This window comes from Pseudolabrys sp. FHR47 (genome assembly GCF_005153485.1).
Lineage (GTDB): Bacteria > Pseudomonadota > Alphaproteobacteria > Rhizobiales > Xanthobacteraceae > Pseudolabrys.
Map to the genome: position 1 here is coordinate 3,581,698 of NZ_CP039740.1, position 23,155 is coordinate 3,604,852.

The window sequence follows — 23,155 nt, forward strand, 5'->3', positions numbered from 1 at the left end:
TGCGCCAGACGATCCGAGTTTACACGGCAGCTTCTATGAACGAATCCCTCAATCGAGCCTTGCGATCGAACTCAGCCTCCCTTCTCGCCCCGTTGTTCGACTGGCGTCTGTGGACGACGCTCGGCTGGCTCGACATGGTGCAGACCTATCGGCGCACATCACTCGGCCCGTGGTGGATCACCGCCAACCTCGCGGTTTTCGTCATCGCCATGACTTATGTCTACGGCGCGCTGTTCGGCATTCCGACCAAGGAATATTCCGCCTACCTGCTGGGCGGCATGATCGCCTGGTACTGGGTGTCGGCACTGCTGGCGGAGGTCGGCAACGCCTTCATCAACTACACCTACTTCATCAGAAGTACGTCCATCGCCAAGGCGCAGCTGGTCTGGGCGACAGTCTACAAACAGCTTCTGACCTTCCTGCACAACTCGGCGATCGTCATCGTCTACATTGTCGTCGGCGTGATCCCGCTGAACTTTCACACGCTGGCGATCATTCCCGCGGTGGCACTTCTGTTCCTGCTTTCGATCCCGACAACCGCCATCGCGGCTATCCTCTTTGCCCGCTATCGCGACCTGCAGCGTTTCATCGGCAGCGCCGTCATTATCGTTATGATGCTGACGCCGGTGTTCTGGAAGCCCGATATGATGGTTGGCTGGCGCAGCGCCTTCGTCGAGCTCAATCCCTTCCATTACCTCATCGAACTCATCAGGCGGCCTCTGCTCGGCCAGCCGGTCGATCTGACGACCTACGCCGTCGTCATCGGACTGACGGTGCTGGCCTGGCTCGTCGGCGGCCGCGTGTTCCGCCGCTATCAGTCCTACGTGATCTTCTGGGTCTAGATTCATGACCGACTGTCATATTCGCCTCGACAACGTTCACCTGAGCATCCCGATCTTCGCGCCGGGGCAACAGCGGCTCTTTCGTTCGCCCTTTCGCCGCGCGCCCGTGGGCGGCAATGTCGGCAGGCGCGACGGCAAGGTCTATGTCGATGCGCTACGTGGCATCTCGATCGACATCAAGCGCGGCGAAAGCCTTGCGCTCATCGGTCACAACGGCGCCGGCAAATCCACTCTGCTGCGCCTGATTGCCGGGCTGTACCCGGCCACGATCGGCACGCTGAGCGTACGGGGATCGCTTGGCTGGCTGTTCGACGTCGGCGGCGGGATGAGTGCCGATCTCACGGGTAACGAGTGCATTAAATATTGGTGTCTCATCAATCAAATCCCGCGGCAGAGTTGGCCCGAAATCATCGACGACGTCATCACCTTCACCGAACTCAATTCCTTTCTGTCCCTGCCCATCCGCACCTATTCGGACGGCATGCGCGCACGTTTGTTCGCTGCGCTGGCGACAGCATGGAAGCGCGACATCCTGTTGCTGGACGAAGGTATCGGTGCCGGCGACCAGGCCTTTCAGGACAAGTTCAAGGTCCGCCTTGAAGGCTTCCTTGCCCACGCCGGCCTGATGGTGATCGCGTCCCACAGTCCGGACTTGCTGCGCCGCTACTGCAAGCTGGGCATGGTTCTCAACCACGGCGAAGTGCAGATGACCGGCACGCTTGAAGAAGCGCTCAAGGCCTACGAGAGTGGCGTCGGCCATTAATCCGATAATACTGCGTGAGGGGGCAAGCCTATGACCGATGTCGTTGCACAGGAAGCGCGTTGCAGTGTTTGCGGCGCGCCAGCTATCGAGGTAATCGGCGCCTTCGCTGACCTGCCCCGCGTCACATCGGATTGTCGTCCCTTCCCGACCGGCGGCAAGATCGGCATCTGTCCGTCATGCCATGCCGTTCAGAAGCCAGCCGACCCGAAATGGCAGTCCGAAGCCACGTCGATCTACAGCCGCTACGATATCTTCCGCCAGGCCGCCGGCGGCGCCGAACAGCGCGTGTTCGACCAAGCGTCGGGCACTTCGCTGCCGCGCAGTGAATTGGTGCTGAAGCGCCTGCAGTCTGTGTTTCCATTTGGCCCGACCGGGCGCGCCCTCGATGTCGGTTGCGGAAACGGTCCGACCTTACGCGCGATGTCGCGGCTGGCGCCCGGCTGGCAGCTCTACGGTCACGAAATTTCCGACGTCAACGCCGCACGCTTTGCTGCGATCCCAGGTTTCCAGAAACTCTATACCGGCCGGCCCGGCGATATCGACGCCAAATTCGATCTGATCACGCTGTTTCATTCGCTGGAGCACATGCCCGATCCGGTCGAGGACCTCGCCTCCCTGCGCAACAAGCTTGCGCCAGGCGGCATTCTGCTGGTCGAGGTCCCGAACGGCATGGCGAATTTCTTCGACCTGCTGGTCGCCGATCATCGCAGCCACTTCGATCCTTTGTCGCTGGCCACCGCGGCGCGCCGCGCCGGCTGGCCGCATGTCGCCATCTTCACCGACTGGGCATTCAAGGAATTGACGCTGCTGGTTTCGGAACAGCCGATCAATGCCGGCCCCGTTTCCGACCCGGGCGAACCTTTCACGCAAGCCGTGCTGCAGCAGCGGGTCGACTGGCTCGCCTCGGTGGTGAAGACCGCCAGGGAGGCCGCCGCCGGCGCAAGCCGTTTCGGCGTCTTCGGGACCGCGATCGCCGGCACGTGGCTGTTCGGGGCGCTGGCGGACAAGGTGACCTTTTTCGTCGACGAGGATCCGGCCCGCATCGGCCAGGAACACGAAGGGCGGCCGATCCTCTCGGCCCAGCAGGTCCCTGCCGGCGCGGTGGTTTTCGTGCCGTTGTTGCCGCAGGTGGCCGACGCGGTCGCTTCGCGGCTGAAGACGCATGGAATCGACGCCCGGACCCCGCCAAAGCTCGTCTAACGCGAAACCTGCCGTTTCGGGGTTTCCCGGTTGATGTGCCGGTCAAGAATTGGCATATCAAGGCCGCCGGCAGCAACGCGCGCGGGCCGGTCCGCCTTTCCATCATCCGCTATTTGGTTGTTTACCCATGCCGGAAGTCAATCTGTTGACGAAGCTGCCGAAGCCGAAAAAGCGCGACGTCAATGCGCGGGCAACGGCCAAGAACGAAGAAGTCATCCGCGTTTCGCGCCAATACGGTTTTGAGTATTTCGACGGGCCGCGCGAATATGGCTACGGCGGCTATCGCTATGACGGTCGCTGGGTGCCGGTGGCCGAAGACATGGTCAAGCATTTCGACCTGAAGCCGGGCGACCGCGTGCTCGACGTCGGCTGCGCCAAGGGTTTTCTGGTCAAGGATTTCATGAAGGCCTGCCCCGGCCTCGAAGCGTTCGGCCTCGACGTCTCGCGCTATGCGCTGATGAATTGCGAGCCCGAGGTTATCGGCCGCCTCCATCTCGGCAACGCGATGGAACTGCCCTTCCCCGACAACGCCTTCAAGGCGGTCATCTCGCTCAACACGATCCATAATCTCGATCGCGACAAGTGCATCATCGCGCTGAAGGAAATTCAGCGCGTGTCCGGCGGTCGCGCATTCGTCACCGTCGATTCCTATCGCACGCCTGAAGAACGCCAGCTCTTCCTCGACTGGGTGCTGACCGCGCACTATCACGAATATCCGGATGGCTGGATCAAGACCTTCAACGAGGCCGGCTACACCGGCGACTACAACTGGACCATCGTCCAGTAAGCGGGTTCGGAGAAACAATCGATGCACGGTAAAATGACCGGCCCGGACGTCGAGGCCGCGCGCACGCGTTGCAAGGCCTATCGGCGGCGCATCCTCGAAGTGTCGCAGCAGGTGCCGGCTCTGCATATCGGCGGCGCCTTCTCCGCGGTCGAACTCGTTGACAGCATCTACAACGATCTGATGCGGCGGCGGCCGGGCGAGAACTCGCCCGATACGTTCATCCTGTCCAAGGGTCACGGCTGCATGATCCAGTACGTCGTGCTCGAAAGCCTCGGCATCTTGAAGAAGAGCGATCTCGACGACTATTCCACAGCGCGCGGCCAACTCGGCGTGCACCCTGACTACGGCAATCCTGGCATCGAAGCCTCGACCGGCGCGCTCGGTCACGGCCTGTCGATGGCTGTCGGCATGGCACTCGCCAACCGCATCAACGGCAATGACGGCATTGTCTACACTGTCATGAGCGATGGCGAGGTTCAGGAAGGCTCGATTTGGGAAGCCACGCTGATGGCGACTTCGCTGCGCCTCAACAACCTGGTGGCCTTCGTCGACTACAACCAGATGGTCAGCATCGGCCCGATCGTCGATCTGCACCCGCATTTCTATCCGCTGGTCGAGAAATTCCGCGCCTTCGGCTGGGAATGCGTCGAAATCGACGGACATGACAACAAGCTGATCGTCGACACCGTCAAAGGCCGCAGCGGCGACAAGCCGCTGATGGTCATCGCCCGCACCGTGAAGGGCAAGGGCGTAAGCTACATGGAGAACGTTCCGATGTGGCACTACCGCTCGCCCAACAAGGATGAGCTTCGTCAGGCGATGCAGGAGCTGGAGTAAGCCCGTGCGCAATACGTTTTCCGAGACGCTCTACGAAGAAGCCTGCAAGAACGACAAGGTCTGCATCGTCGTCGCCGACATCTCGCCGGCCGGCAGCATGGCGAAGTTCGGCAAGGAATTCCCCGACCGCTTCGTCAATGTCGGCGTCGCCGAGCAGAGCATGATCGGCATCACCGCCGGACTGGCGCTCAAGGGTATGCAGCCTTTCGCCTATACGATCGCGACGTTCTCGCTGTACCGCCCGTTCGAAATGGTGCGCGACGACCTGTGCTACCAGAACCTGCCGGTCACCGTCGTCGGCATGGGCGCGGGCATCATCTATGCCTCGCTCGGCGGCACGCATCATTCGCAGGAAGACATCACCATCGCCGGCGCGTTGCCGAACATGCGCATCATCGCGCCCTGCGATCCGCAGGAATGCATCGACGCAACCCGCTGGTGCGCCCAACAGCGGCAGGGCCCGGTCTATCTGCGTATCGGCAAATCGGGCGAACCGACGCTGACCAAGGGCGCCGAGCCATGGCAGTTCGGCAAGCTGCGCTACCTGCGCCGCGGCAGCGACGTCTGCATTCTCACTTATGGCGTCATCACCAAGATGGCCTTTGAAGTCGCCGAGGCGCTGCAGGCCAAGGGCAAGTCGGTGTCGATCGTCTCAGCGCACACCGTCAAGCCACTCGATCGCCCCGGCATCATCGAAGCGCTCAAGAACCACAAGCAGGTCATCGTGATCGAGGAAACCGCGCCGCTCGGCGGCCTCGGTGCGCAGACCAAGCAGATCGCCTGGGACATGCAGGCGACCTGCCGTCTCAACACCTTCTCGCTGCAGGATGCCTTCGTCGACAACAACGGAACGTGGGAAGACCTGCTCGACGCCCACGGCCTGTCGACGCCGAAGATCCTGGCCGCGGTGGCATGAGTTTTTTCGGCGCCGGCCCGCTCAGCTTCAATCGCCCGAGCGGTGGGCGATGGAGATGCCCTGTTCGAGCGGGGTGGCGCGAAAATCGGGAAACGCCCGCGACAACTCGGTCGCGTCGTAGTGGCGATACGTCACGGGCATCTGCCGCGGCAAATTCACGATCTCGACCGGGTCGGCGAACTGCGCCGCCACCATCTTCGCCAGATCGGCAAAGGCGATGGAACGTCCTGTCACCAGGCCGAGCGTGCCGCTGCTGCGATGGCGCAGCACGAGGTCGATAAGCAGAACCACATCGTCGATATAGATGTGATCCCGCATCTCCTCGCCGCCGCCGAACAAAGTGATTTTCCCCTCCTTGCGCGCCATGCGGCGAAACCGGTTGGCGCCGTAGGAATTGTGGGTGTCGCCGGCGCCGTAGATGAGCGTCGGCCGCAGAATGGCGAGCGGACATTTGACCGTGCCCTTGAGCATGATTTCCCGCGACAGATGCGCGGCGCCGTATAGGTCGGCCGGCGCCGTCGGCGTCGCCTCGCTCGTTTGCCCCTCGACGAAGGGATAGACCGCATCGGTGCTGAAATAGACGACCTGGGACGGCGGCTTGGCCTCGATGGCCGCGCAAACCGCCGCGCCCATCCGCACATTGGCGAGAAAGGCATCGATCCCTCGCCCCTTGTCCGGCGTGATGGCCGATAAAAACACCAGCGCGTCCCCCGGCTCCAGCTCGGCCGCCAGTTGCGCGGCGGCCTCCGGAGCTGCGAGGTCGATCTTGTCCCGTCCGATCGCCTTTACCGAAAACCCGGCTCGAGCGAGGTGACCGATCAGCGCGGCGGCAACAAAACCGCCAGCCCCAAGCACGACAACGCGCTTCGGCGGAGCCGGCGGATTTTGATGGTGCTGGAACATTCACCCCCCAGAAAGCTAACAGGACTGCGAAAGTCACTTTCCTAATGGTCGCGGCTGCCTCTGACCAGCCTGCCATGCGTTCTCACTGTGCTCTAAATACCCGTAAAAGCGATCAAAATGGACTTGACTCAGAACGGCTCGTTAGGCTCCAACCATTCCAAATTCTCCGCGCCGGACTCCTCGGCCCTTTTTCGCGAAGATTATCAATTCATGCATGTTCGCTATTCTCCCCTCTCGCAGCAATACGCCGATCCGGACGCCATTTTCGAGGAGATGAGGGCGCTGGTCAAAAGCGGCGACTTCACCCTTGGCAAGGTGGTCGGCGAGTTTGAGGCGATGTTCGCCGCCGCCCTCGGCGTCAAGCACGCGATCGGGGTCGGCTCGGGAACCGACGCCCTCAAGATTCCGCTGCGCGCCCTCGGCATCGGTCCGGGAGACGAAGTCATCACCGCCGCTAATACGTTCTATGCCACCGTCGGCGCCATCGCCGAGGTCGGCGCCCGGCCGGTGTTCATCGATTGCGACGACACGTTCTGTATGAACGTCGATCAGCTCGAGGCCGCGATTACGCCGCGCACCAAGGCAATCATTCCGGTGCATCTGACCGGCGATGTTGCCGAGATGCCGCGCATCGTCGAGATCGCCGAGCGACACAAGCTGCCGCTCGTCGAAGACGGCTGCCAGAGCCTGATGGGCGAGTACAAGGGTCGCCGGGTCGGCACCTGGGGCATCGCGACCGCCTTCTCCATGCATCCCTTGAAGATCATCAATGTCTGGGGCGATGCCGGCATTGTCGTAACCAACGACGACGAGATGAACCGGAAGCTGCGGCTTCTGCGCAACCATGGTTTGCGCAATCGCGATGAGATGGAAGTGCTCGGCTACAATTCCCGTCTCGACTCCCTGCAGGCGGTCGTCGGCAAGTGGATCGTCAGGCAGTTGCCGGACATCGTAACAGGCCGCATCGCGGCCGCCGCCCATTACGACAAGGGCTTTGCCGGCATCCCGCAGGTGCGCGTGCCGCCGCGGCGCGACTACACCAAGAACGTCTATCTGCTTTACATCCTGTTCGTCGAGAACCGCGACGCCCTGGTCAAGTACTGCATCGACAAGGGGATCGAAGCCAAGATCCATTATCCGGTCCCGCTGCATCTGCAGGATGCGCTCAAGTACCTCGGCTATAAGCCCGGTGATTTCCCGGTTTCGGAGCTGCACTGCCGCGAGGGAATCAGCTTCCCGGTCGACCAGCACCTGAGCCATGCCGAGCAGGACTACGTGATCGAAACCGTCAAAAACTTCTACGCTGGAAAAAACTGATGTCCGACATCAAGGTCCCCTTCATCGATCTGCAGCAGCGCTTCGTCGAAGAGCGCGAGGAACTGATGGCCTGCGTTGAGCGCGTGCTCTCCAAAGGCCATCTTGTGATGACGCCGGAAGTTTTCGAGTTCGAACAGAAGGTGGTCGAATATACCGGCGCCAAGCACTGCGTCTCGTGCGGCAATGGCACCGACGGCCTGATGCTGGCGATGTGGGCGCTCGGCATCGGCAAGGGCGACGAGGTCATCACCACGCCGATCTCGTTCGTCGCCTCCACTGGCTCGATCGCCCATGTCGGCGCGACGCCAGTGTATGTCGATGTCCGCGACGACCAGAACATCGATCCCACCCTCATCGAAGCCAAGATCACGCCCAAGACCAAGGCAATCCTACCGGTGCATTGGGGCGGCCGCGTCGCCGACATGAACGCGATCATGGCCATCGCCAAGAAGCACAATCTCAAGATCGTCGAGGACTCGGCGCAGTCGATGGGCGCCTACTATTACGACAAGCACGGCGGCACCTTCGGCGACGCCGGCACCATCTCGACGCATCCGCTCAAGAACCTCAACGCCGTCGGCGACGGCGGCATGATGCTGACCAACGACGACGAGATTGCCGCCAAGGTCCGCCTCTATCGCAATCACGGCCTCCAGGACCGCGACACCTGCGTGATGTACGGCGTCAATTCGCGGCTCGACGTGCTCAACGCGGAAATTCTAAAGTACCGCCTGACCCGTCTCGATGACGTCATTGCGCGGCGACGCCGCAATGTCTCGATCTATCAGGACAAGATCAAGGCCAAGCAGGTCTACATCCCGCCGGTGCGTGACTACGAGAAGCATTCCTACGTGATGTTCATCGTGCAGGCGGAGAACCGCGATGCGCTCAAGGCGCATCTGGAAAGCCGTGGCGTTCAGTCGCTGGTCTATTACGGCACACCGCTGCATCTGCATCCGGCCGCCAAGCGCTACGGTTACAAGCGCGGCGATCTGCCGGTGGCCGAGCGCATGGCCGACCGCGTGCTGGCGCTGCCGCATCACCAGAACCTGTCGCCCGAGCAGGTCGCGATCGCGGCCGCCGCCGTCAACGAATTCTACGGCGCCTAGAGCTTAGGTCATGAACGGAGCGCCCGTCCTCGTCGTCGCTCCACACGCGCTTGACGAGATGTTGGGCTGCGGCGGGACCATTGCGCGGCACGCCGCAGCGGGCCGCAAGGTTCATATCCTCGTCCTGTGCGGAGACGGCACCGGCCTCGACGGCAAGCGCCGCGATGCCGCGATGGCCGCCGCCGCCCTGCTCGGCTGCGAGCCGCCGCGCTTTGCCGGCTTTCCGGAGAACCGTAGCGATACCGTTCCGATCGGCGAGGTCGTTGGCGCCATCGAGCGCACTGTCAATGAACTCAAGCCTGCCACGGTCTACGTCAGCCACGGCGGCAACCTGAACATTGACCACCAGACTGCCTTCCGCGCCGTCGCCACGGCGCTACGGCCGATGCCGGGCTCCCCGGTCGCGGAGTTCTACGCCTACGAAATAGCCTCCTCGACCGACTGGGCACCGCTGGGCTTCGGTGCCACGTTCGTGCCGAACCACTTCGTCGAGATCACGGCCGAACTTCCCCGCAAGATCCAGGCCCTGGAACTCTACGCCTTCGACATGCGGCCGGAGCCGCATGCACGTTCGATTAAGGCACTGGAGAACCTCGCGCGCGCCCGTGGCGCGACGGTAGGCCTTGCGGCTGCAGAGGCTTTCATGGTGCTGCGCGAGGTTGAGCGGTACTAAGCAAGCGCGAAGTCCAACGCGCGCCGTCGCGATGCCCGACAACGCGAACAATAAAGTTTGTTTCTTTCTGCCCTCGAGGGCTCCTTATTTTTCGATGCTGTCGACCGCAGATTACTAGTTTCCTTCCACAACCAAGCGTAGTACAATTATCTTGTGCTACCCGGTTCTTTCGGGGAAAAAGTTCCGGCGTTTGCGCATGCCTTGCAAGTTGCTTCGCTTTGCACTGGTATCCACCGAAAGTGGGGGGTGGAAATGACTGTATCGACGAAGAGTGATCTGGTGTCGCCGGTAAGCGAGGATCCGTTCGCGCGGACTCTGAATTTCATACCGAACGAACCATACTTTCAGAACCAATGGCATCTGCGCAATACCGGCCAGACCGGCGGCCCCGCCGGCATTGATATCAATGTCACTTCCGTCTGGGATGACTATGACGGCAGCGGCGTCAAGGTCGGCGTCTATGACGATAGCGTGCAATACACGCACCATGACCTGAACGACAATTATGTCGCGAGCCGGCATCTCGTCATTAACGGCGTCGCTCAGGATCCCCAGCACAACTCAGCCCAGGGAGATGCTCACGGCACGAACGTCGCCGGATTGATTGCCGCCGAACTCGACGGCGTTGGCACCATGGGCGTGGCTTACCGCGCACAACTGACGGGCTTCGACGTCATAAGCGCTTCGTTCGAATACATGTCTGCAGCGATGAACCTGCAAGACACGTTTGATGTCGTGAATCACAGCTGGGGCTTCACTACTCGCTTCGCCGACAACATTCTAAATGGATCTTGGAATCCGTTTTTCGCCGGCTTGGCCGATGCCGTAAACTCGGGAAGAGGCGGTCTCGGCACGATTCAACTGGTGGCAGCTGGCAATAGCAACGGTTTTGGCAATGATCGCTTGTCAACCAACGCAAGCTCCGCAAACGACTCCAATTTTTCGAATTCGCAATACGTCATCACGGTCGGCGCCGTTGCCAGTAACGGCCTTGTTTCATACTACAGCGAGGAAGGCGCGTCGCTCCTTGTGTGCGCCCCCTCAAACGGCGTCACTGGCATCTTGACGACGGACCCGATCGGCTCCGACGGATACAACTCATCCCCCTCGCCCGGTGGCGACTACAATTCAGGCTTCGGCGGCACGTCGGCGGCTACCCCGATCGTGAGCGGGGTCGTGGCGCTGATGCTCGATTCAAATCCGCTGCTTGGCTGGCGCGACGTTATGGAGATCCTGGCCTACTCCGCCCGCAGCGTCGGCGGAACGGTCGGCAGCGATTCACTCCAGGGATCGGAACGCTATCTCTGGGCCTTCAACGGCGCCCAGAACTGGAACGGCGGCGGTCTGCACTTTTCGAACGACTATGGGTTCGGACTTGTCGACGCGCACGCCGCTGTCCGGCTCTGCGAGACGTGGACCCTGCAGCAGACATCGGCCAACGATGTTTCGGTTTCGGCCACCAATGGCGGCACCTATGCGATCCCGGACAATAACAGCACCGGGGTCACGTTCACCGTCACGCTCGGCGCCGGCGTCACGATCGAGACATTGCGCATCCAGATGGGGATCACGCATAGCTACGCGTCCGATCTCGTCATCACCATCACATCGCCTTCCGGCACCGTCAGTACGCTGCACAATCGGACTGGCGGTAGCTCTGATTTTGCCAACTGGACGTTCAGTTCGAACGCCTTCCGCGGTGAAGAAAGTGCCGGTGTCTGGACGATAACCGCCAGGGATCTCGTGGCATCGGACGTCGGCTCCATTGCCTCGACTACGATCACGGCCCTCGGCTCGGCCAGCAGCGCGAACGACAATTATGTCTATACCGACGAATTCGGCACTTATGGCGGAATGTCGACCCGCGGGACGCTGAACGACACCTCCGGAACCGACACGATCAACGCCGCGGCGGTGACGTCGAACTCGACAATCAATCTGACGGCAGGATCGACGAGCACGATTGCCGGCCGCTCGCTTGTGATCTCCGCTTCGACGACGATCGAAAACGCCTACGGCGGGGACGGTAGCGACACCATCACCGGCAATAGCGCCGCCAATTTTCTGTCCGGCGGGCGCGGCAATGACACATTCGACGGCGGTGCCGGCGCCGATACCCTCAATGGTGACAACGGCACCGATACGGTGAGCTATGCCAGCGCCGGCGCGGCCGTCAGCGTCAATCTCGCCACCCAGCGCGAGTACAGCCAGGGCGATATTCTCAACAGCATCGAGAACGTGAGCGGCTCGGCCTTCAACGACGTTCTGGTTGGCGACGGCAATGCCAATGTCCTCACCGGCGGCGACGGCAACGACTCCTTCGACGGCGGAGCCGGCGCCGATACCCTCAATGGCGGCAGTGGCACCGACACGGTGACGTATGGCAGCGCCGGTAGCGCGGTCAGCGTCAATCTTGCCACGCAGTTCGAATACAGCCAGAGCGACTCGTTCATCGGCATCGAGAACGCAACGGGCTCCGCCTTCAACGACATCCTGGTCGGCGATGGTAATGCCAATGTCCTCATCGGCGGCGACGGCAACGACTCTTTCGACGGCGGCGCCGGCGCCGATACCCTCAATGGCGGGAACGGCACCGACACCGTGAACTACGCCAGCGCCGGAGCGGCCATCAGCGTCAATCTCGCAACACAACGCGACTACAGCCAGAGCGACATTCTCGTCGGCATCGAGAACGTCATCGGCACCGGCTTCAACGACATTCTGATCGGCGACGGCAATGTCAATGTTCTGACCGGCGGCGCCGGCAATGACACATTCGACGGCGGTGCCGGCGCCGACACGCTCAATGGCGACAACGGCACCGACACCGTGAGCTATGCCAGCGCCGGCGCGGCCGTCAGTGTCAATCTCGCCACCCAGCGCGAGTACAGCCAGGGCGACATTCTCAACAGCATCGAGAACGTGAGCGGCTCGGCCTTCAACGACGTCCTGGTCGGCGACGGCAATGCCAACGTCCTCATCGGCGGCGACGGCAACGACTCCTTCGACGGCGGCGCCGGCGCCGACACGCTCAACGGCGGCAGCGGCACCGACACCGTGAGCTATGCCAGCGCCGGTTCCGCCGTGAGCGTCAATCTTGCCACGCAGTTCGAATACAGCCAGAGCGACTCGTTTATCGGCATCGAGAACGTCACGGGCACCACCTTCAACGACATCCTGGTCGGCGATGGCAATGCCAATGTCCTCATCGGCGGCGACGGCAACGACTCCTTCGACGGCGGCGCCGGCGCCGATACCCTCAATGGCGGCAACGGAACCGACACCGTAAACTATGCCAGCGCCGGCGCAGCCGTCAGCGTCAATCTCTCAACCCAGCGCGACTACAGCCAGGGCGACATTCTCATCGGCATCGAGAACGTTATGGGCACCGCCTTCAACGACATCCTGGTCGGCGATGGCAATGCCAATGCCCTCACCGGCGGCGACGGAAATGATGCGCTCGAGGGCGGCGGCGGTCTGGATACGCTGAACGGCGGCAACGGCACAGACAGTGCGAGCTTTGCCGGTCTGAGCAGTGCGATTAGCGTCAACCTCGCGGCGGGCCGCGACTTCGCGACTGGCGCAACGCTGATTTCCATCGAGAGCGTGACTGGCACTGCTTTCAACGACATCCTGGTCGGCGATGGCAATGCCAATGTCCTCATCGGCGGCGACGGCAACGACTCCTTCGACGGCGGCGCCGGCGCCGATACCCTCAATGGCGGCAACGGAACCGACACCGTAAACTATGCCAGCGCCGGCGCAGCCGTCAGCGTCAATCTCTCAACCCAGCGCGACTACAGCCAGGGCGACATTCTCATCGGCATCGAGAACGTTATGGGCACCGCCTTCAACGACATCCTGGTCGGCGATGGCAATGCCAACGCCCTCATCGGCGGCGACGGCAACGACTCCTTCGACGGCGGCGCTGGCGCCGATACCCTCAATGGCGGCAACGGAACCGACACCGTGAGCTATGCCAGCGCCGGCGCGGCCGTCAGCGTCAACCTCGCAACCCAGCGCGAATACAGCCAGGGCGATATTCTCAACAGCATCGAGAACGTGAGCGGCTCGGCCTTCAACGACGTCCTGGTCGGCGACGGCAATGCCAACGTCCTCACCGGCGGCGACGGCAATGATGCCCTCGAGGGCGGCGGCGGTTTGGACACGCTGAACGGCGGTAATGGAACCGACACTGCGAGCTTTGCCGGCATGGGCAGTGCGATCAGCGTCAACATTGCAGCGGGCCGAGACTTCGCCACTGGAGCAACGCTCATCGGCATCGAGAACGTCATGGGCACCGCCTTCAACGACATCCTGGTCGGCGACGGCAATGCCAACGTCCTCACTGGGGGCGATGGCAATGACTCCTTCGACGGCGGCGCTGGCGCCGATACGCTTAACGGCGGCAGCGGCACCGACACTGTAAACTATGCCAGTGCCTCTTCCGCCGTCAGCGTCAATCTCTCCACCCAACGCGAATACAGCCAGGGCGACATTCTCATCGGTATCGAGAATGTCATGGGCACCGCATTCAACGACGTCCTGGTCGGCGATGGCAGTGTCAATGAGCTCACTGGCGGCGATGGCAATGATTCCCTCGAAGGCGGCGGCGGCGCCGATACCCTTAATGGCGGCAACGGCACCGACACGGCGAGCTTTACCAACATGGGCAGCGCGGTCAGCGTCAACCTTGCAGCGGGCCGAGACTTCGCCACCGGCGCAACGCTGATTTCCATCGAGAATGTGACCGGCTCGGCCTTCAACGACATCCTGATCGGAGACGGCAATGCCAATGTCCTCACCGGCGGCGATGGCAATGACACCTTCGATGGTGGCGCCGGCGCCGATACGCTCAATGGCGACGCTGGCACTGACACCGCTAGCTACGCCAGCGCCGGTGCGGCAGTCAGCGTCAACCTCACAACCCAGCGCGAGTACAGCCAGGGCGACATTCTCAACAGCATTGAGAACGTGAGCGGTTCGGCTTTCAACGACGTCCTGGTCGGCGACGGCAGTGCCAACGTCCTCACCGGCGGCGACGGCAATGATACCTTCGATGGTGGCGCCGGCGCCGATACGCTCAATGGCGACGCTGGCACTGACACCGTTAGCTACGCCAGCGCCGGTGCGGCAGTCAGCGTCAACCTCGCAACCCAGCGCGAGTACAGCCAGGGCGACATTCTCAATAGCATTGAGAACGTGAGCGGTTCGGCTTTCAACGACGTCCTGGTCGGCGACGGCAGTGCCAACGTCCTCACCGGCGGCGACGGCAATGATACATTACAGGGCGGCGGCGGTCTCGACACACTGAACGGCGACAACGGCATCGACACCGCGAGTTTTTCTAATTTGGGCAGCGCTGTCAGCGTCAACCTTGCGGCGGGCAGAGACTTCGCCACTGGCGCCACGCTGATCGCCATCGAGAACGTGAACGGATCGGCCTTCAACGATATTATCGTGGGCGACAGTAACGGAAACACATTATCCGGCGGCAACGGCAACGACACAATTGCCGGGGGCACCGGTGCCGATTTCCTTTACGGAGAAGCCGGCAACGATATTTTCGTGTACAGCTTTGGCGACGGTTTCGACCGCATCATGGACTTCGATCAGAACGGCAACGATCAAATCCAGCTTTTCGGCTTTGCCGGAATCAACAGCGCCGCTGCCGCCCTTGCCTTTGCGGTGCAGGCGGGCGCCCATGTGACATTCGACTTCGACAGTTCCGGATCGGTCGACCTGCAGCTTGACAGCCGGCTCGTTGCGCAGCTCAGCACGTCGGATTTTCTGGTCTAGCGTTTACAACAGCCCGCGCATCCGCGCCCGCAGAATGAGCGACATGGTGGGCCCATCGGTAATCGTGCCGTCGAGCACGAGGCGATCGATATCATCTTTCGCTATCCTGTGAATGCTTTCGATGCCTTCGCTGCGCTGCGGATCGCCGAAGCTCGATATTTTCGCCGCGAACATCTTCAGGCTTTCCGACGTCATGGCGGTGCTGGTGTAGACGACACCCAATGGCGTGAGGTCGTCCACGGTCGCGCCCATTTCTTCCATCAACTCGCGGCGCGCCTCTTCCGCCGGGACAGCCCCCGGCAAGACCAGGCCCTGCGGCGCTTCGAGAAACCATCGCCGCGCCGGATGGCGGAAAATCCGGATCAGCGCAATGCTGCCATCCGGCAGGATCGGCAGTACGACGATGCCGCCGCTGGCGACGACGCGATTGTAGAGCCCGAGCGAGCCGTCATAGAAACGCACCGCGTCACGGATCACGTAGCCGATGTAAGGATCCTCGGCGACCACGCCCACGCGCAGGTCGTTGACCGGCCATCCCCAGCCCTCGCGCTGAACAAGCACGTCGCGCTTGGCCTGGGCAATCTCATCGGCATCGAACAGCAGCATTGTCGGGCAATCGGCCGGATTCTCGAACAACTCGGGATTGGACGCGAGCAATTCGCGGTAGCGCTTGAGACTCGGCTCTTCTTGATCATTCGACATCGAACTCTTCTCTGACCGCAGGAAAACCGGCTCGTCATGAATCATCGCAGGACTGCGATGATCATCAGGCCGGCGAAAATAACCGCCGCGGCGCCGAGGCGATGCGGCGAGCGGGCCTCGCCATACCACACCATCCCGATGATGGCAGCAAACAGCACGCTGGATTCGCGCAGCGCCGCGACCGGGCCGACCGGGCTGCGGCTCAGGGCCCAGAGGAAGACGCCGAAGGATCCGATGCCGAGCAGGCCCGAGGCCAGCGTGCGGGTTCGATCGATCCAGAGCCGGTCCAGCAACTGGCGACCCTGAACGGCGAGGATCAGCAGAAAGAAACTGCCGCTGTCGACGATCACCAGCCAGACGGTGAAGGACAGCCAGTCTCCGGCCAGGCGGGTGCCGTAGGCGTCGACCACGGCATAGCCTGCCACCGTCATGCCGGCGACCAACGCCGCGAGGAAAAGTCTCCCATCGACGCCGCCGCGAACGGAATCGGCAGACAGCCAGATAAGCCCGCCGGACACGACTGCGATACCCAGAACCTGTCCGCTCTTGGGCAGTTCGCCCATGACCAGGAAAGCCAGCCCGGCCGCGAAAAGCGGAACAAAGCCGCGCGCCAGCGGAAAGGCCTGACCGAGATCGCCGAGGCTGTAGGAGCGCGCCAGCGCCAGCTTGTATCCGCAATGCAGACAGACCGATCCGGCGATCACCGGCCAGACCGCCGCCGGTGGAAACGGCACGAATGGCATCACGGCCGCCGCGACGGCCGTAGCGACCAACCCCATGCCGGCGATCGCGGCGATGCCGTTGGCGGCGGATTTGATCAGCGCGTGCCAGGACGCGTGCAGCAGTGCCGCCGACAGCATCAAGGCGATAGTTAGCGAGTCGATCATCGCCGGGTGTCTAGCACGGGACCGACGGGCGGCAATAAAGAGCTTGTCTCACCCGCATTTTTGCTGTTGCTGGGGTCGCGACGCCCTCCTCCAAGGTTAGAGATTCACGCCATGCTGACGCATCTGAACCCGACGCCAACCGATCCCGCGCGCGTCGTCATCCTCGGCGCCGCCGGCTTCGTCGGGGCGGCTACCGCGAAGCTGCTTCAATCGAAACGGATCGCCGCGCTGGCGCTCGGCCGCGGCGAACTTGACCTGCTCGCCGCCGATGCGGCCATCCGCCTGCGCGCGCTGTTGCAGCCATCCGATGCCCTGGTCGTGGTGTCGGCGAAAGCGCCGGTCAAGAATGTCGCCATGCTCGGCGACAATATCCGCATGATGACCGCGGTCTGCGACGCGCTCGCGGACACCAAGGTGGCGCATGTCGTCTATATCAGTTCGGATGCCGTCTATCGCGACTCGACCGGCCTGCTGAGCGAAAGCTCATGCGCCGAGCCGTCCTCGCTCCACGGCGTCATGCATCTTTCCCGCGAGGTGATGCTCAAATCGGTCGTCACCGCGCCGCTGGCGATCCTCCGGCCGACATTGATCTACGGCGCGGCCGATCCGCATAACGGCTACGGGCCGAACCGCTTCCGCCGTCTCGCCGCCGAGGGCAAGGAAATCGTGCTGTTCGGCGAGGGCGAAGAACGGCGCGATCATGTGCTGATCGACGACGTCGCGGAGATCGTCGTCCGCGTGCTGCGCCACAAGAGCCAGGGCACGCTGAACATCGCGACCGGCGAGGTGCACAGCTTCCGCAGCATCGCCGAAACCATCGCCCGCGCGGCCAGCCCCGCCGTCCCGGTTCGGGGCACCGAGCGCGTCGGGCCCATGCCGCATAACGGCTACCGCGCCTTCGACCCGGCGGCGACCTACGCCGCGTTCCCCGATTTCAAATATGTGTCGATCGGCGACGGCCTCAAACGCGTCTAGCGCCGGCCCGGCCCGCACAGGCGGCTTGATGGACCCGCGATTAAAGTGATATCGAGCACCTGACCCTTTCGCGAAAACGCGCCGTCGGGATCAGGCGCCCGGTTCAAAATCGAGCGATACGATGAAGGTTGTCATTCTGGCGGGCGGCTGGGGCATGCGCCTGCGCGAATATACCGACACCAAGCCAAAGCCCATGATCGAGATCGGCGGACGGCCGATCCTTTGGCACATCATGAAGATCTATTCGTCGTTCGGCTACAACCAGTTCGTCATCTGCCTCGGCTATCGCGGCTACATGATCGTCGAATATTTCGCCAATTACGGTTATCACAACGCGGTCGTGAACATCGACATGTCGACCCGCAGCCTCGACGTGCGCAGCGCGGTAACCGAGCCCTGGCAGCTCACTCTGGTCGATACCGGCGAAGGCACGATGACCGGCGGGCGCCTCAAGCGCGTGCGCGACTATATCGGCGACGAGACCTTCTGCATGACCTATGGCGACGGCGTCGGCGACATCAACATCCCGGCGCTCGTCGATTTTCACCAGCGCCATGGCCGTCATGCGACCGTCACCGCGACGCGGCCGCCGGCGCGCTTCGGCGCCCTCAATATCGACGACAGCCAGTCGGTCACGCATTTCGAGGAAAAGCCGGTCGGCGATGGCGGCTGGATCAATGGCGGCTTCTTCGTGCTGTCGCCGAAGGTCTTCGATTACATCGATAACGACCAGACGCCGTGGGAGACAGCGCCGCTGCAGCGGCTGGCCGCCGACAATCAACTCAAGGCCTATCGTCACGAGGGGTTCTGGCAGCCCATGGACACTTTGCGCGATCTCAATCTGCTGCAGGAGCTCTGGTCATCGGGCCGGCCACCGTGGAAAAACTGGTGATGCCGTCGACGCTCATGCAAACGATCATCAAGGAAGACGCCGCCCGGATTGCCGCCGCGCTCGGTGATTCGGTCCATAGCCTCGAAGGCACCACCCTGCTGGTCACCGGCGGCGCCGGTTTCCTGTGCGGCTATCTCGTCGATGTCCTGGTCGCTCTGAATTCCGATATTCTGCGCAAGCCGGTCAAACTCATCGTTGTCGACAATTTCCTGCGCGGCGAGAAAAATCGTCTGGCGCATCTTGCCGATGATCCGAATGTCCGCCTCATCGCGCGTGACGTCACGCAGCCTTACGAAGGGGACGACCGTCCGGACTGGATCATTCATGGCGCCTCCGTCGCGTCGCCGACCTACTATCGCATTCATCCGCTGGAGACGATCGACGTCAACGTCAACGGCACGCGCCATATGCTCGATCTGGCGAAGCGCGCCGATGCGCGCAGCGTAATCGTTCTCTCCTCGAGCGAAATCTACGGCGATCCCGATCCGGCCTTCATCCCGACGCCGGAACATTACCGCGGCAATGTGTCGTGCACCGGTCCGCGCGCCTGCTACGACGAGAGCAAGCGCCTGTCGGAAACACTGGCGGTGGGCTATCACGACAAGCACAAGGTGCCGGTCAAGATCATCCGCCCCTTCAATGTCTATGGTCCCGGCCAACGGCTCGACGACAAGCGCATCGTTCCCGATCTCGTATCGTCGGGCCTGCGCGGCGAACCGATCGTGCTTTATTCGGATGGACGCGCGACGCGCTCATTCTGCTATGCCTCCGATTTCATCGCCGGCATGCTCATCGTCATGCTGCGCGGCCAGGACGGAGAACCCTATAACGTCGGCAACGACGCCGAGATTTCGATCCGCGAGGTGAGCCAGACCGTCGCCAGGATCGCTTCGGATCCGCCGCTGGCCGTCGAATTTCGCGTCAGCCAGGACCCGCATTATCTGACCGACAATCCGCAGCGGCGCTGCCCCGATCTGTCCAAGCTGCGCGCGCTCGGCTACGCACCGGCGATCGATCTCGAGGAAGGCCTGCGCCGCACCATGCGGTCTTATGGCTGGACCGAGCGAGAAACGGCATAGGACGGGGATGAAGGTCGCTGTCGTCGGCACGGGATATGTGGGGCTTGTCACCGGGGCCTGCCTTGCCTCGCTCGGCCACCACGTCGTCTGCGTCGACCGCGATCAGAAGCGGATCGATACCGTCAATGCCGGTCAAGCCCCCTTCCATGAAGACGGTCTGAATGCGCTCATCTCTCAAGCATTGGCCGACGGCCGCCTGACGGGCACCACCGATCTGCGCGCGGCACTGACGGACGCCGATGTCTCCATCATCGCCGTCGGCACACCCTCCACCGGCGGACGCATCGATCTTTCCGCCGTCGAGCAGGCGGCCCGCGACGTCGGCCGCCTGCTCCCGGCGCTCGGGCGCTATCATACGGTGGTGTTGAAAAGCACCTGCGTGCCGGGCACCGCCGACACCATGCTGCGCTCGGTGCTCGAACGGGAATCCGGGCTCACAGCCGGCGCTTTCGGCCTGTGCATGAATCCGGAATTCCTGCGTGAAGGCGCCGCAGTCCGGGATTTCCTCGAGGCCGACCGCATTGTCATCGGCGCCTTTGACGAGCGGTCGGCGGCAGCGCTGCAAACGCTCTACAGCGAGCTCGATTGCCCGAAGCTGGTGACGACGTTGCGCAATGCCGAGATGATCAAATACACCGCCAATACGCTGCTCGCGACCCTGATTTCGTTCAGCAACGAAATCGCCGCGCTCTGCGAGGCGGTGCCGGGGCTCGACGAACGCGTCGTGATGGAAGGCGTTCATCTTGACCGCCGCCTCACGCCCCTGGTCGATGGCCGGCCGGTCCGTGCCGGCATCCAGAGCTATCTGCGCGCCGGCATTGGCTATGGCGGCAGTTGCTTCCCGAAAGACACCCAGGCACTGCAAGAATTCGCGCGCGACGCCGCTGTCACAACGCCGCTGCTCGACGCCGTCATTTCGACCAACGATGCGCGGGCCGAAAGAATTCTGGATATCGTCGCCCGGCACACCGGTGAACTCCGCGGCAAGCGGATCGCCCTGCTCGGCCTCGCTTTCAAGCCGGGCACCGACGACGTGAGAGAGTCGCCGGGCTTGCGCCTGGGACATCTTCTTGTCGCGCGCGGCGCCCAGGTCGTCGCCTGGGATCCGATCGCCATCGAGCCGGCCCGTGGCGTTCTCCCGGGCAGCGTCGAATACACCGACGATCTGGATGTCGCGCTGGCCGGTGCCGAGGCCGCGCTGATCGCCACGGCATGGCCGCAACTTGCCGCCTATGATTGGCGGCAAGGCATCGCGCAAATGGCGCAGCCGATCATTTTCGACGGGCGCGGCATTCTGTCGAGCGACAGCCTGCCGGCCGGAACGCTTTATCTGGGTGTCGGTCGCGCCTCAAAAGCGGCCGCGCGCCCATGACGGACCCGATCGCGCGACTGCCCGACAACCTTCCCTTCATTTTCATTTCCGCCTGGAACGACAGCGGCGGCGGATTTTGTCATCGACTGTTCGACGGCCATCCGCAACTGGCAGTCTATCCGTTCGAACTGCAACTCGGCACGCACCGCGTCGGCGACGCCTTCAAGTCCTGGTTTCACGACAAGTACCGCTGGCCGGTCTTCGATGCGCCCGATCGCATGACGACCTATGAGATCTTCGATGCCATCATCGACGACGAGACCAAATCGGTGCTGCGTGAGCCCGCGAATGCCAAGCATAGCGCCTATCAATTGAACTTCGCGATGGCAGACTGGCGCACGGCCTTCGCGCGCCGTCTCGATGGCAAGGAGCATACCCGGCCGGCCATCGTCTCGGCTTATGTGGCCGCGCTGCTGGATGCCTGGCGCGAGCGCCGCACCAGCGGACAGGAGCGCTTTGTCCTCGGCCATTGTCCGGCGATCGTGCTTGATGCCGATCTCATTCTCGCTGAAATGCCGGCGGCGCGCATGATCCATGTCGTGCGGTCTCCGGTCGGCGGGTTTGTCGACATGCGCAGAAGGCGTCCCGAAGTCGATCTCGCGGCCTATTGCCGCAAATGGTCGATGATCAACACGCTCGGTTTCGCCTATGCGGGAAAGTATCCGGCACGGGTCAAAACTTTGCGCTTCATCGACCTGCTAAACGATCGCCGTGCGACCCTTGAAGCTACCTGCTCATGGCTCGGACTTTCGTGGGACGACGGTTTGATGGCGCCGACCTGGAACGGCCAGCCTCTCGCGGCGATGCATCCCTTCGGCGGTGTACCGGAGATTTCGAGCGCCCATGAACGCGCCTGCTTCGATGCGTTGAGCGCCGACGAGCGCCGCTATATTTTCGACCGGACCGCGGCGGCCCGCGAACTTTTCGATCTCGGCGAGGCGTAAGAGCGATGCATCGCAAGCAATATGTCCAGGAAACCCGCAATCTGGCGCTGTCCGATCCGAGCCAGACCGATATCGAGCCGCTGCTCGAGGCCAAGGTCGAAGGCCCGTTCTGGGATCTGCTGCAGCAGCTCGACCTGTCGCTCGCGGTATCGCGCGAATACGAACATTTCATCACGCTGCTGTCCGGCGATGGCGGCAAGTCCCACGTCACCGCGCTCGAACTGCCGCATCCTTCCGGCATGTTCTACGATACCGGCACCGGTGAATTGATCGTCAGCAGCACGCGCACGCCCAACCAGATCTTCTGGCTGCGCCCCCTCGGTGATCGCGACTTCGAACGCGATGTCGTCCCGGCCGACATGACGCGGCCGGATGGAACCGTCTTTATGCCATACCGCAGCCTGCTGCTGCCGGGCACACTCTATATTCACGACATCGTCGTCATCGGCCGCGATCTGTTCGCCACCGTGACCGGTCACAACTTCCTCGCCAAACTCGATCCGCTCTCCGGCTGGGAGCGCGTGTGGTGGCCGGCCTGCGTCGACGGCCTTGGCCGCGCCAGCTTCGATCAGAACTATCTTCAGCTCAATTCGATCGCCTGCGGCGCGAGCCCCGAGACCAGCTATTACACCGGCTTTTCCGATGAAGTGACCGGGGCGAAGCCGTGGAAAGCCGGCTATGGTCCCAAGGGCAAGGGCGTCGTTTTCGACGGCGCGTCGCGCCAGGTTCTGTTGCGCGGCCTCACCTGCCCGCATTCCGCCAAGCTGCGCGACGGCAAGCTCTGGCTGCTCAACAGCGGCTACGGTGAAGTCGGCTATGTCGATCCGCATGCGCCACCCCCGCGTTATGAGGTCGTCACGCGGCTGCCCGGCTTTACGCGGGGACTGGCTTTCGCCGGCGATTATGCGTTTGTCGGTCTGTCGAAGGTCATCGACTTTTACGAGCCTTACGCGCCCGGTCTCAAGCCGAAGGAAACGATCTGCGGCATCGTCGCGCTCGACCTTCGCACCGGCCAAACCGTTGCAACGCTCGAATGGCCGCCCGGCTATCAGATCTACGACGTGCAGACCATGCCGCACGTCGCGAAGCCGATCCTGCCGCGCAAACCCAGTAATGACGACGGCATCAACCGCCTGCTGCGCTACCTGGGTTGACGCT

Annotated in this window: 19 protein-coding genes; 16 read left to right on the top strand and 3 right to left on the bottom strand. The window is 62.6% G+C overall.

Features of this window, described 5'->3' with window-relative positions; translation table 11 throughout:
- Positions 1–35 precede the first annotated feature (35 nt).
- The 6 genes from E8Q40_RS17510 to E8Q40_RS17535 all read left to right on the top strand — a co-directional run bounded on the left by E8Q40_RS17510 (position 36) and on the right by E8Q40_RS17535 (position 5,345).
- The gene (locus E8Q40_RS17510) at positions 36–842 is read left to right on the top strand and encodes an ABC transporter permease (protein ID WP_137045759.1); all 807 of its coding nucleotides are present in this window, start codon (positions 36–38) and stop codon (positions 840–842) included.
- 4 nt (positions 843–846) lie between these two features.
- Positions 847–1,605, top strand: a complete 759-nt coding sequence (locus E8Q40_RS17515) for an ABC transporter ATP-binding protein (RefSeq protein ID WP_137045760.1) — start codon at positions 847–849, stop codon at positions 1,603–1,605.
- A gap of 30 nt (positions 1,606–1,635) precedes the next feature.
- Complete coding sequence (locus E8Q40_RS17520; protein WP_137045761.1) at positions 1,636–2,805, top strand: class I SAM-dependent methyltransferase; 1,170 nt, start codon at positions 1,636–1,638, stop codon at positions 2,803–2,805.
- Positions 2,806–2,932: 127 nt separating this feature from the next.
- A complete protein-coding gene (locus E8Q40_RS17525; protein WP_137045762.1) occupies positions 2,933–3,592 on the top strand; it encodes a class I SAM-dependent methyltransferase in 660 nt (219 codons plus the stop codon).
- Positions 3,593–3,613: 21 nt separating this feature from the next.
- On the top strand, positions 3,614–4,429 hold the full coding sequence (locus E8Q40_RS17530) for a transketolase (protein WP_137045763.1): 816 nt from the start codon (positions 3,614–3,616) through the stop codon (positions 4,427–4,429).
- A gap of 4 nt (positions 4,430–4,433) precedes the next feature.
- Positions 4,434–5,345, top strand: coding sequence for a transketolase family protein (locus tag E8Q40_RS17535; protein ID WP_137045764.1), 912 nt, complete (start codon positions 4,434–4,436; stop codon positions 5,343–5,345).
- Between the two features lie 27 nt (positions 5,346–5,372).
- Here the strand turns inward: E8Q40_RS17535 and E8Q40_RS17540 are convergent, their stop codons facing one another.
- Positions 5,373–6,248 (bottom strand): NAD(P)-dependent oxidoreductase, encoded by an 876-nt coding sequence (locus tag E8Q40_RS17540; RefSeq protein WP_137045765.1) that lies wholly within the window; start codon positions 6,246–6,248, stop codon positions 5,373–5,375.
- Between the two features lie 210 nt (positions 6,249–6,458).
- Here E8Q40_RS17540 and E8Q40_RS17545 point away from each other — a divergent pair, with 210 nt between their 5' ends.
- The 4 genes from E8Q40_RS17545 to E8Q40_RS17560 all read left to right on the top strand — a co-directional run bounded on the left by E8Q40_RS17545 (position 6,459) and on the right by E8Q40_RS17560 (position 15,146).
- Positions 6,459–7,565, top strand: a complete 1,107-nt coding sequence (locus E8Q40_RS17545) for a DegT/DnrJ/EryC1/StrS aminotransferase family protein (protein ID WP_137045766.1) — start codon at positions 6,459–6,461, stop codon at positions 7,563–7,565.
- On the top strand, positions 7,565–8,674 hold the full coding sequence (locus E8Q40_RS17550; RefSeq protein ID WP_137045767.1) for a DegT/DnrJ/EryC1/StrS aminotransferase family protein: 1,110 nt from the start codon (positions 7,565–7,567) through the stop codon (positions 8,672–8,674). The genes E8Q40_RS17545 and E8Q40_RS17550 overlap by 1 nt, the downstream gene beginning before the upstream one ends.
- 10 nt (positions 8,675–8,684) lie before the next feature.
- Entirely contained in the window at positions 8,685–9,347 is a 663-nt protein-coding gene (locus E8Q40_RS17555) for a PIG-L deacetylase family protein (protein ID WP_137045768.1), read from the top strand.
- Between the two features lie 252 nt (positions 9,348–9,599).
- Positions 9,600–15,146: a S8 family serine peptidase gene (locus tag E8Q40_RS17560; protein ID WP_137045769.1), complete on the top strand. Its 5,547-nt coding sequence runs from the start codon at positions 9,600–9,602 to the stop codon at positions 15,144–15,146.
- A 3-nt stretch (positions 15,147–15,149) separates the two neighbouring features.
- Here E8Q40_RS17560 and E8Q40_RS17565 read toward each other — a convergent pair whose 3' ends face one another.
- Together E8Q40_RS17565 and E8Q40_RS17570 are read right to left on the bottom strand one after the other, a co-directional pair.
- The gene (locus E8Q40_RS17565; protein ID WP_168197884.1) at positions 15,150–15,848 is read right to left on the bottom strand and encodes an NUDIX hydrolase; all 699 of its coding nucleotides are present in this window, start codon (positions 15,846–15,848) and stop codon (positions 15,150–15,152) included.
- A gap of 41 nt (positions 15,849–15,889) precedes the next feature.
- Entirely contained in the window at positions 15,890–16,735 is an 846-nt protein-coding gene (locus E8Q40_RS17570; RefSeq protein ID WP_137045771.1) for a DMT family transporter, read from the bottom strand.
- Positions 16,736–16,846: 111 nt separating this feature from the next.
- Between E8Q40_RS17570 and E8Q40_RS17575 the strand changes: the two genes are divergently transcribed.
- The 6 genes from E8Q40_RS17575 (at position 16,847) to E8Q40_RS17600 (ending at position 23,151) form a co-directional block, all read left to right on the top strand.
- Positions 16,847–17,710, top strand: a complete 864-nt coding sequence (locus E8Q40_RS17575) for an NAD(P)-dependent oxidoreductase (RefSeq protein WP_137045772.1) — start codon at positions 16,847–16,849, stop codon at positions 17,708–17,710.
- Positions 17,711–17,831: 121 nt separating this feature from the next.
- Positions 17,832–18,602, top strand: a complete 771-nt coding sequence (gene rfbF, locus E8Q40_RS17580) for a glucose-1-phosphate cytidylyltransferase (RefSeq protein WP_137045773.1) — start codon at positions 17,832–17,834, stop codon at positions 18,600–18,602.
- Complete coding sequence (locus E8Q40_RS17585) at positions 18,602–19,681, top strand: NAD-dependent epimerase/dehydratase family protein (RefSeq protein ID WP_137045774.1); 1,080 nt, start codon at positions 18,602–18,604, stop codon at positions 19,679–19,681. Before rfbF ends, E8Q40_RS17585 begins: the two co-directional genes overlap by 1 nt.
- A 7-nt stretch (positions 19,682–19,688) precedes the next feature.
- The gene (locus E8Q40_RS17590) at positions 19,689–21,053 is read left to right on the top strand and encodes a UDP-glucose/GDP-mannose dehydrogenase family protein (protein WP_137045775.1); all 1,365 of its coding nucleotides are present in this window, start codon (positions 19,689–19,691) and stop codon (positions 21,051–21,053) included.
- Positions 21,050–21,997: a sulfotransferase gene (locus E8Q40_RS17595; protein WP_137045776.1), complete on the top strand. Its 948-nt coding sequence runs from the start codon at positions 21,050–21,052 to the stop codon at positions 21,995–21,997. The genes E8Q40_RS17590 and E8Q40_RS17595 overlap by 4 nt, the downstream gene beginning before the upstream one ends.
- A 5-nt stretch (positions 21,998–22,002) precedes the next feature.
- The gene (locus tag E8Q40_RS17600) at positions 22,003–23,151 is read left to right on the top strand and encodes a DUF4915 domain-containing protein (protein ID WP_137045777.1); all 1,149 of its coding nucleotides are present in this window, start codon (positions 22,003–22,005) and stop codon (positions 23,149–23,151) included.
- The last annotated feature ends 4 nt before the right edge of the window (positions 23,152–23,155 follow it).

Bases quoted from the DNA above. Each gene is read 5' to 3' on its own strand.
- E8Q40_RS17515 (WP_137045760.1), top strand. From the start codon at position 847: ATGACCGACTGTCATATTCGCCTCGACAACGTTCACCTGAGCATCCCG.
- E8Q40_RS17550 (WP_137045767.1), top strand. From the start codon at position 7,565: ATGTCCGACATCAAGGTCCCCTTCATCGATCTGCAGCAGCGCTTCGTC.
- E8Q40_RS17510 (WP_137045759.1), top strand. From the start codon at position 36: ATGAACGAATCCCTCAATCGAGCCTTGCGATCGAACTCAGCCTCCCTT.
- E8Q40_RS17540 (WP_137045765.1), bottom strand. From the start codon at position 6,248: ATGTTCCAGCACCATCAAAATCCGCCGGCTCCGCCGAAGCGCGTTGTC.
- E8Q40_RS17590 (WP_137045775.1), top strand. From the start codon at position 19,689: ATGAAGGTCGCTGTCGTCGGCACGGGATATGTGGGGCTTGTCACCGGG.
- rfbF (WP_137045773.1), top strand. From the start codon at position 17,832: ATGAAGGTTGTCATTCTGGCGGGCGGCTGGGGCATGCGCCTGCGCGAA.
- E8Q40_RS17520 (WP_137045761.1), top strand. From the start codon at position 1,636: ATGACCGATGTCGTTGCACAGGAAGCGCGTTGCAGTGTTTGCGGCGCG.
- E8Q40_RS17545 (WP_137045766.1), top strand. From the start codon at position 6,459: ATGCATGTTCGCTATTCTCCCCTCTCGCAGCAATACGCCGATCCGGAC.
- E8Q40_RS17525 (WP_137045762.1), top strand. From the start codon at position 2,933: ATGCCGGAAGTCAATCTGTTGACGAAGCTGCCGAAGCCGAAAAAGCGC.
- E8Q40_RS17530 (WP_137045763.1), top strand. From the start codon at position 3,614: ATGCACGGTAAAATGACCGGCCCGGACGTCGAGGCCGCGCGCACGCGT.
- E8Q40_RS17595 (WP_137045776.1), top strand. From the start codon at position 21,050: ATGACGGACCCGATCGCGCGACTGCCCGACAACCTTCCCTTCATTTTC.
- E8Q40_RS17600 (WP_137045777.1), top strand. From the start codon at position 22,003: ATGCATCGCAAGCAATATGTCCAGGAAACCCGCAATCTGGCGCTGTCC.
- E8Q40_RS17585 (WP_137045774.1), top strand. From the start codon at position 18,602: ATGCCGTCGACGCTCATGCAAACGATCATCAAGGAAGACGCCGCCCGG.
- E8Q40_RS17560 (WP_137045769.1), top strand. From the start codon at position 9,600: ATGACTGTATCGACGAAGAGTGATCTGGTGTCGCCGGTAAGCGAGGAT.
- E8Q40_RS17570 (WP_137045771.1), bottom strand. From the start codon at position 16,735: ATGATCGACTCGCTAACTATCGCCTTGATGCTGTCGGCGGCACTGCTG.
- E8Q40_RS17555 (WP_137045768.1), top strand. From the start codon at position 8,685: ATGAACGGAGCGCCCGTCCTCGTCGTCGCTCCACACGCGCTTGACGAG.
- E8Q40_RS17575 (WP_137045772.1), top strand. From the start codon at position 16,847: ATGCTGACGCATCTGAACCCGACGCCAACCGATCCCGCGCGCGTCGTC.
- E8Q40_RS17565 (WP_168197884.1), bottom strand. From the start codon at position 15,848: ATGTCGAATGATCAAGAAGAGCCGAGTCTCAAGCGCTACCGCGAATTG.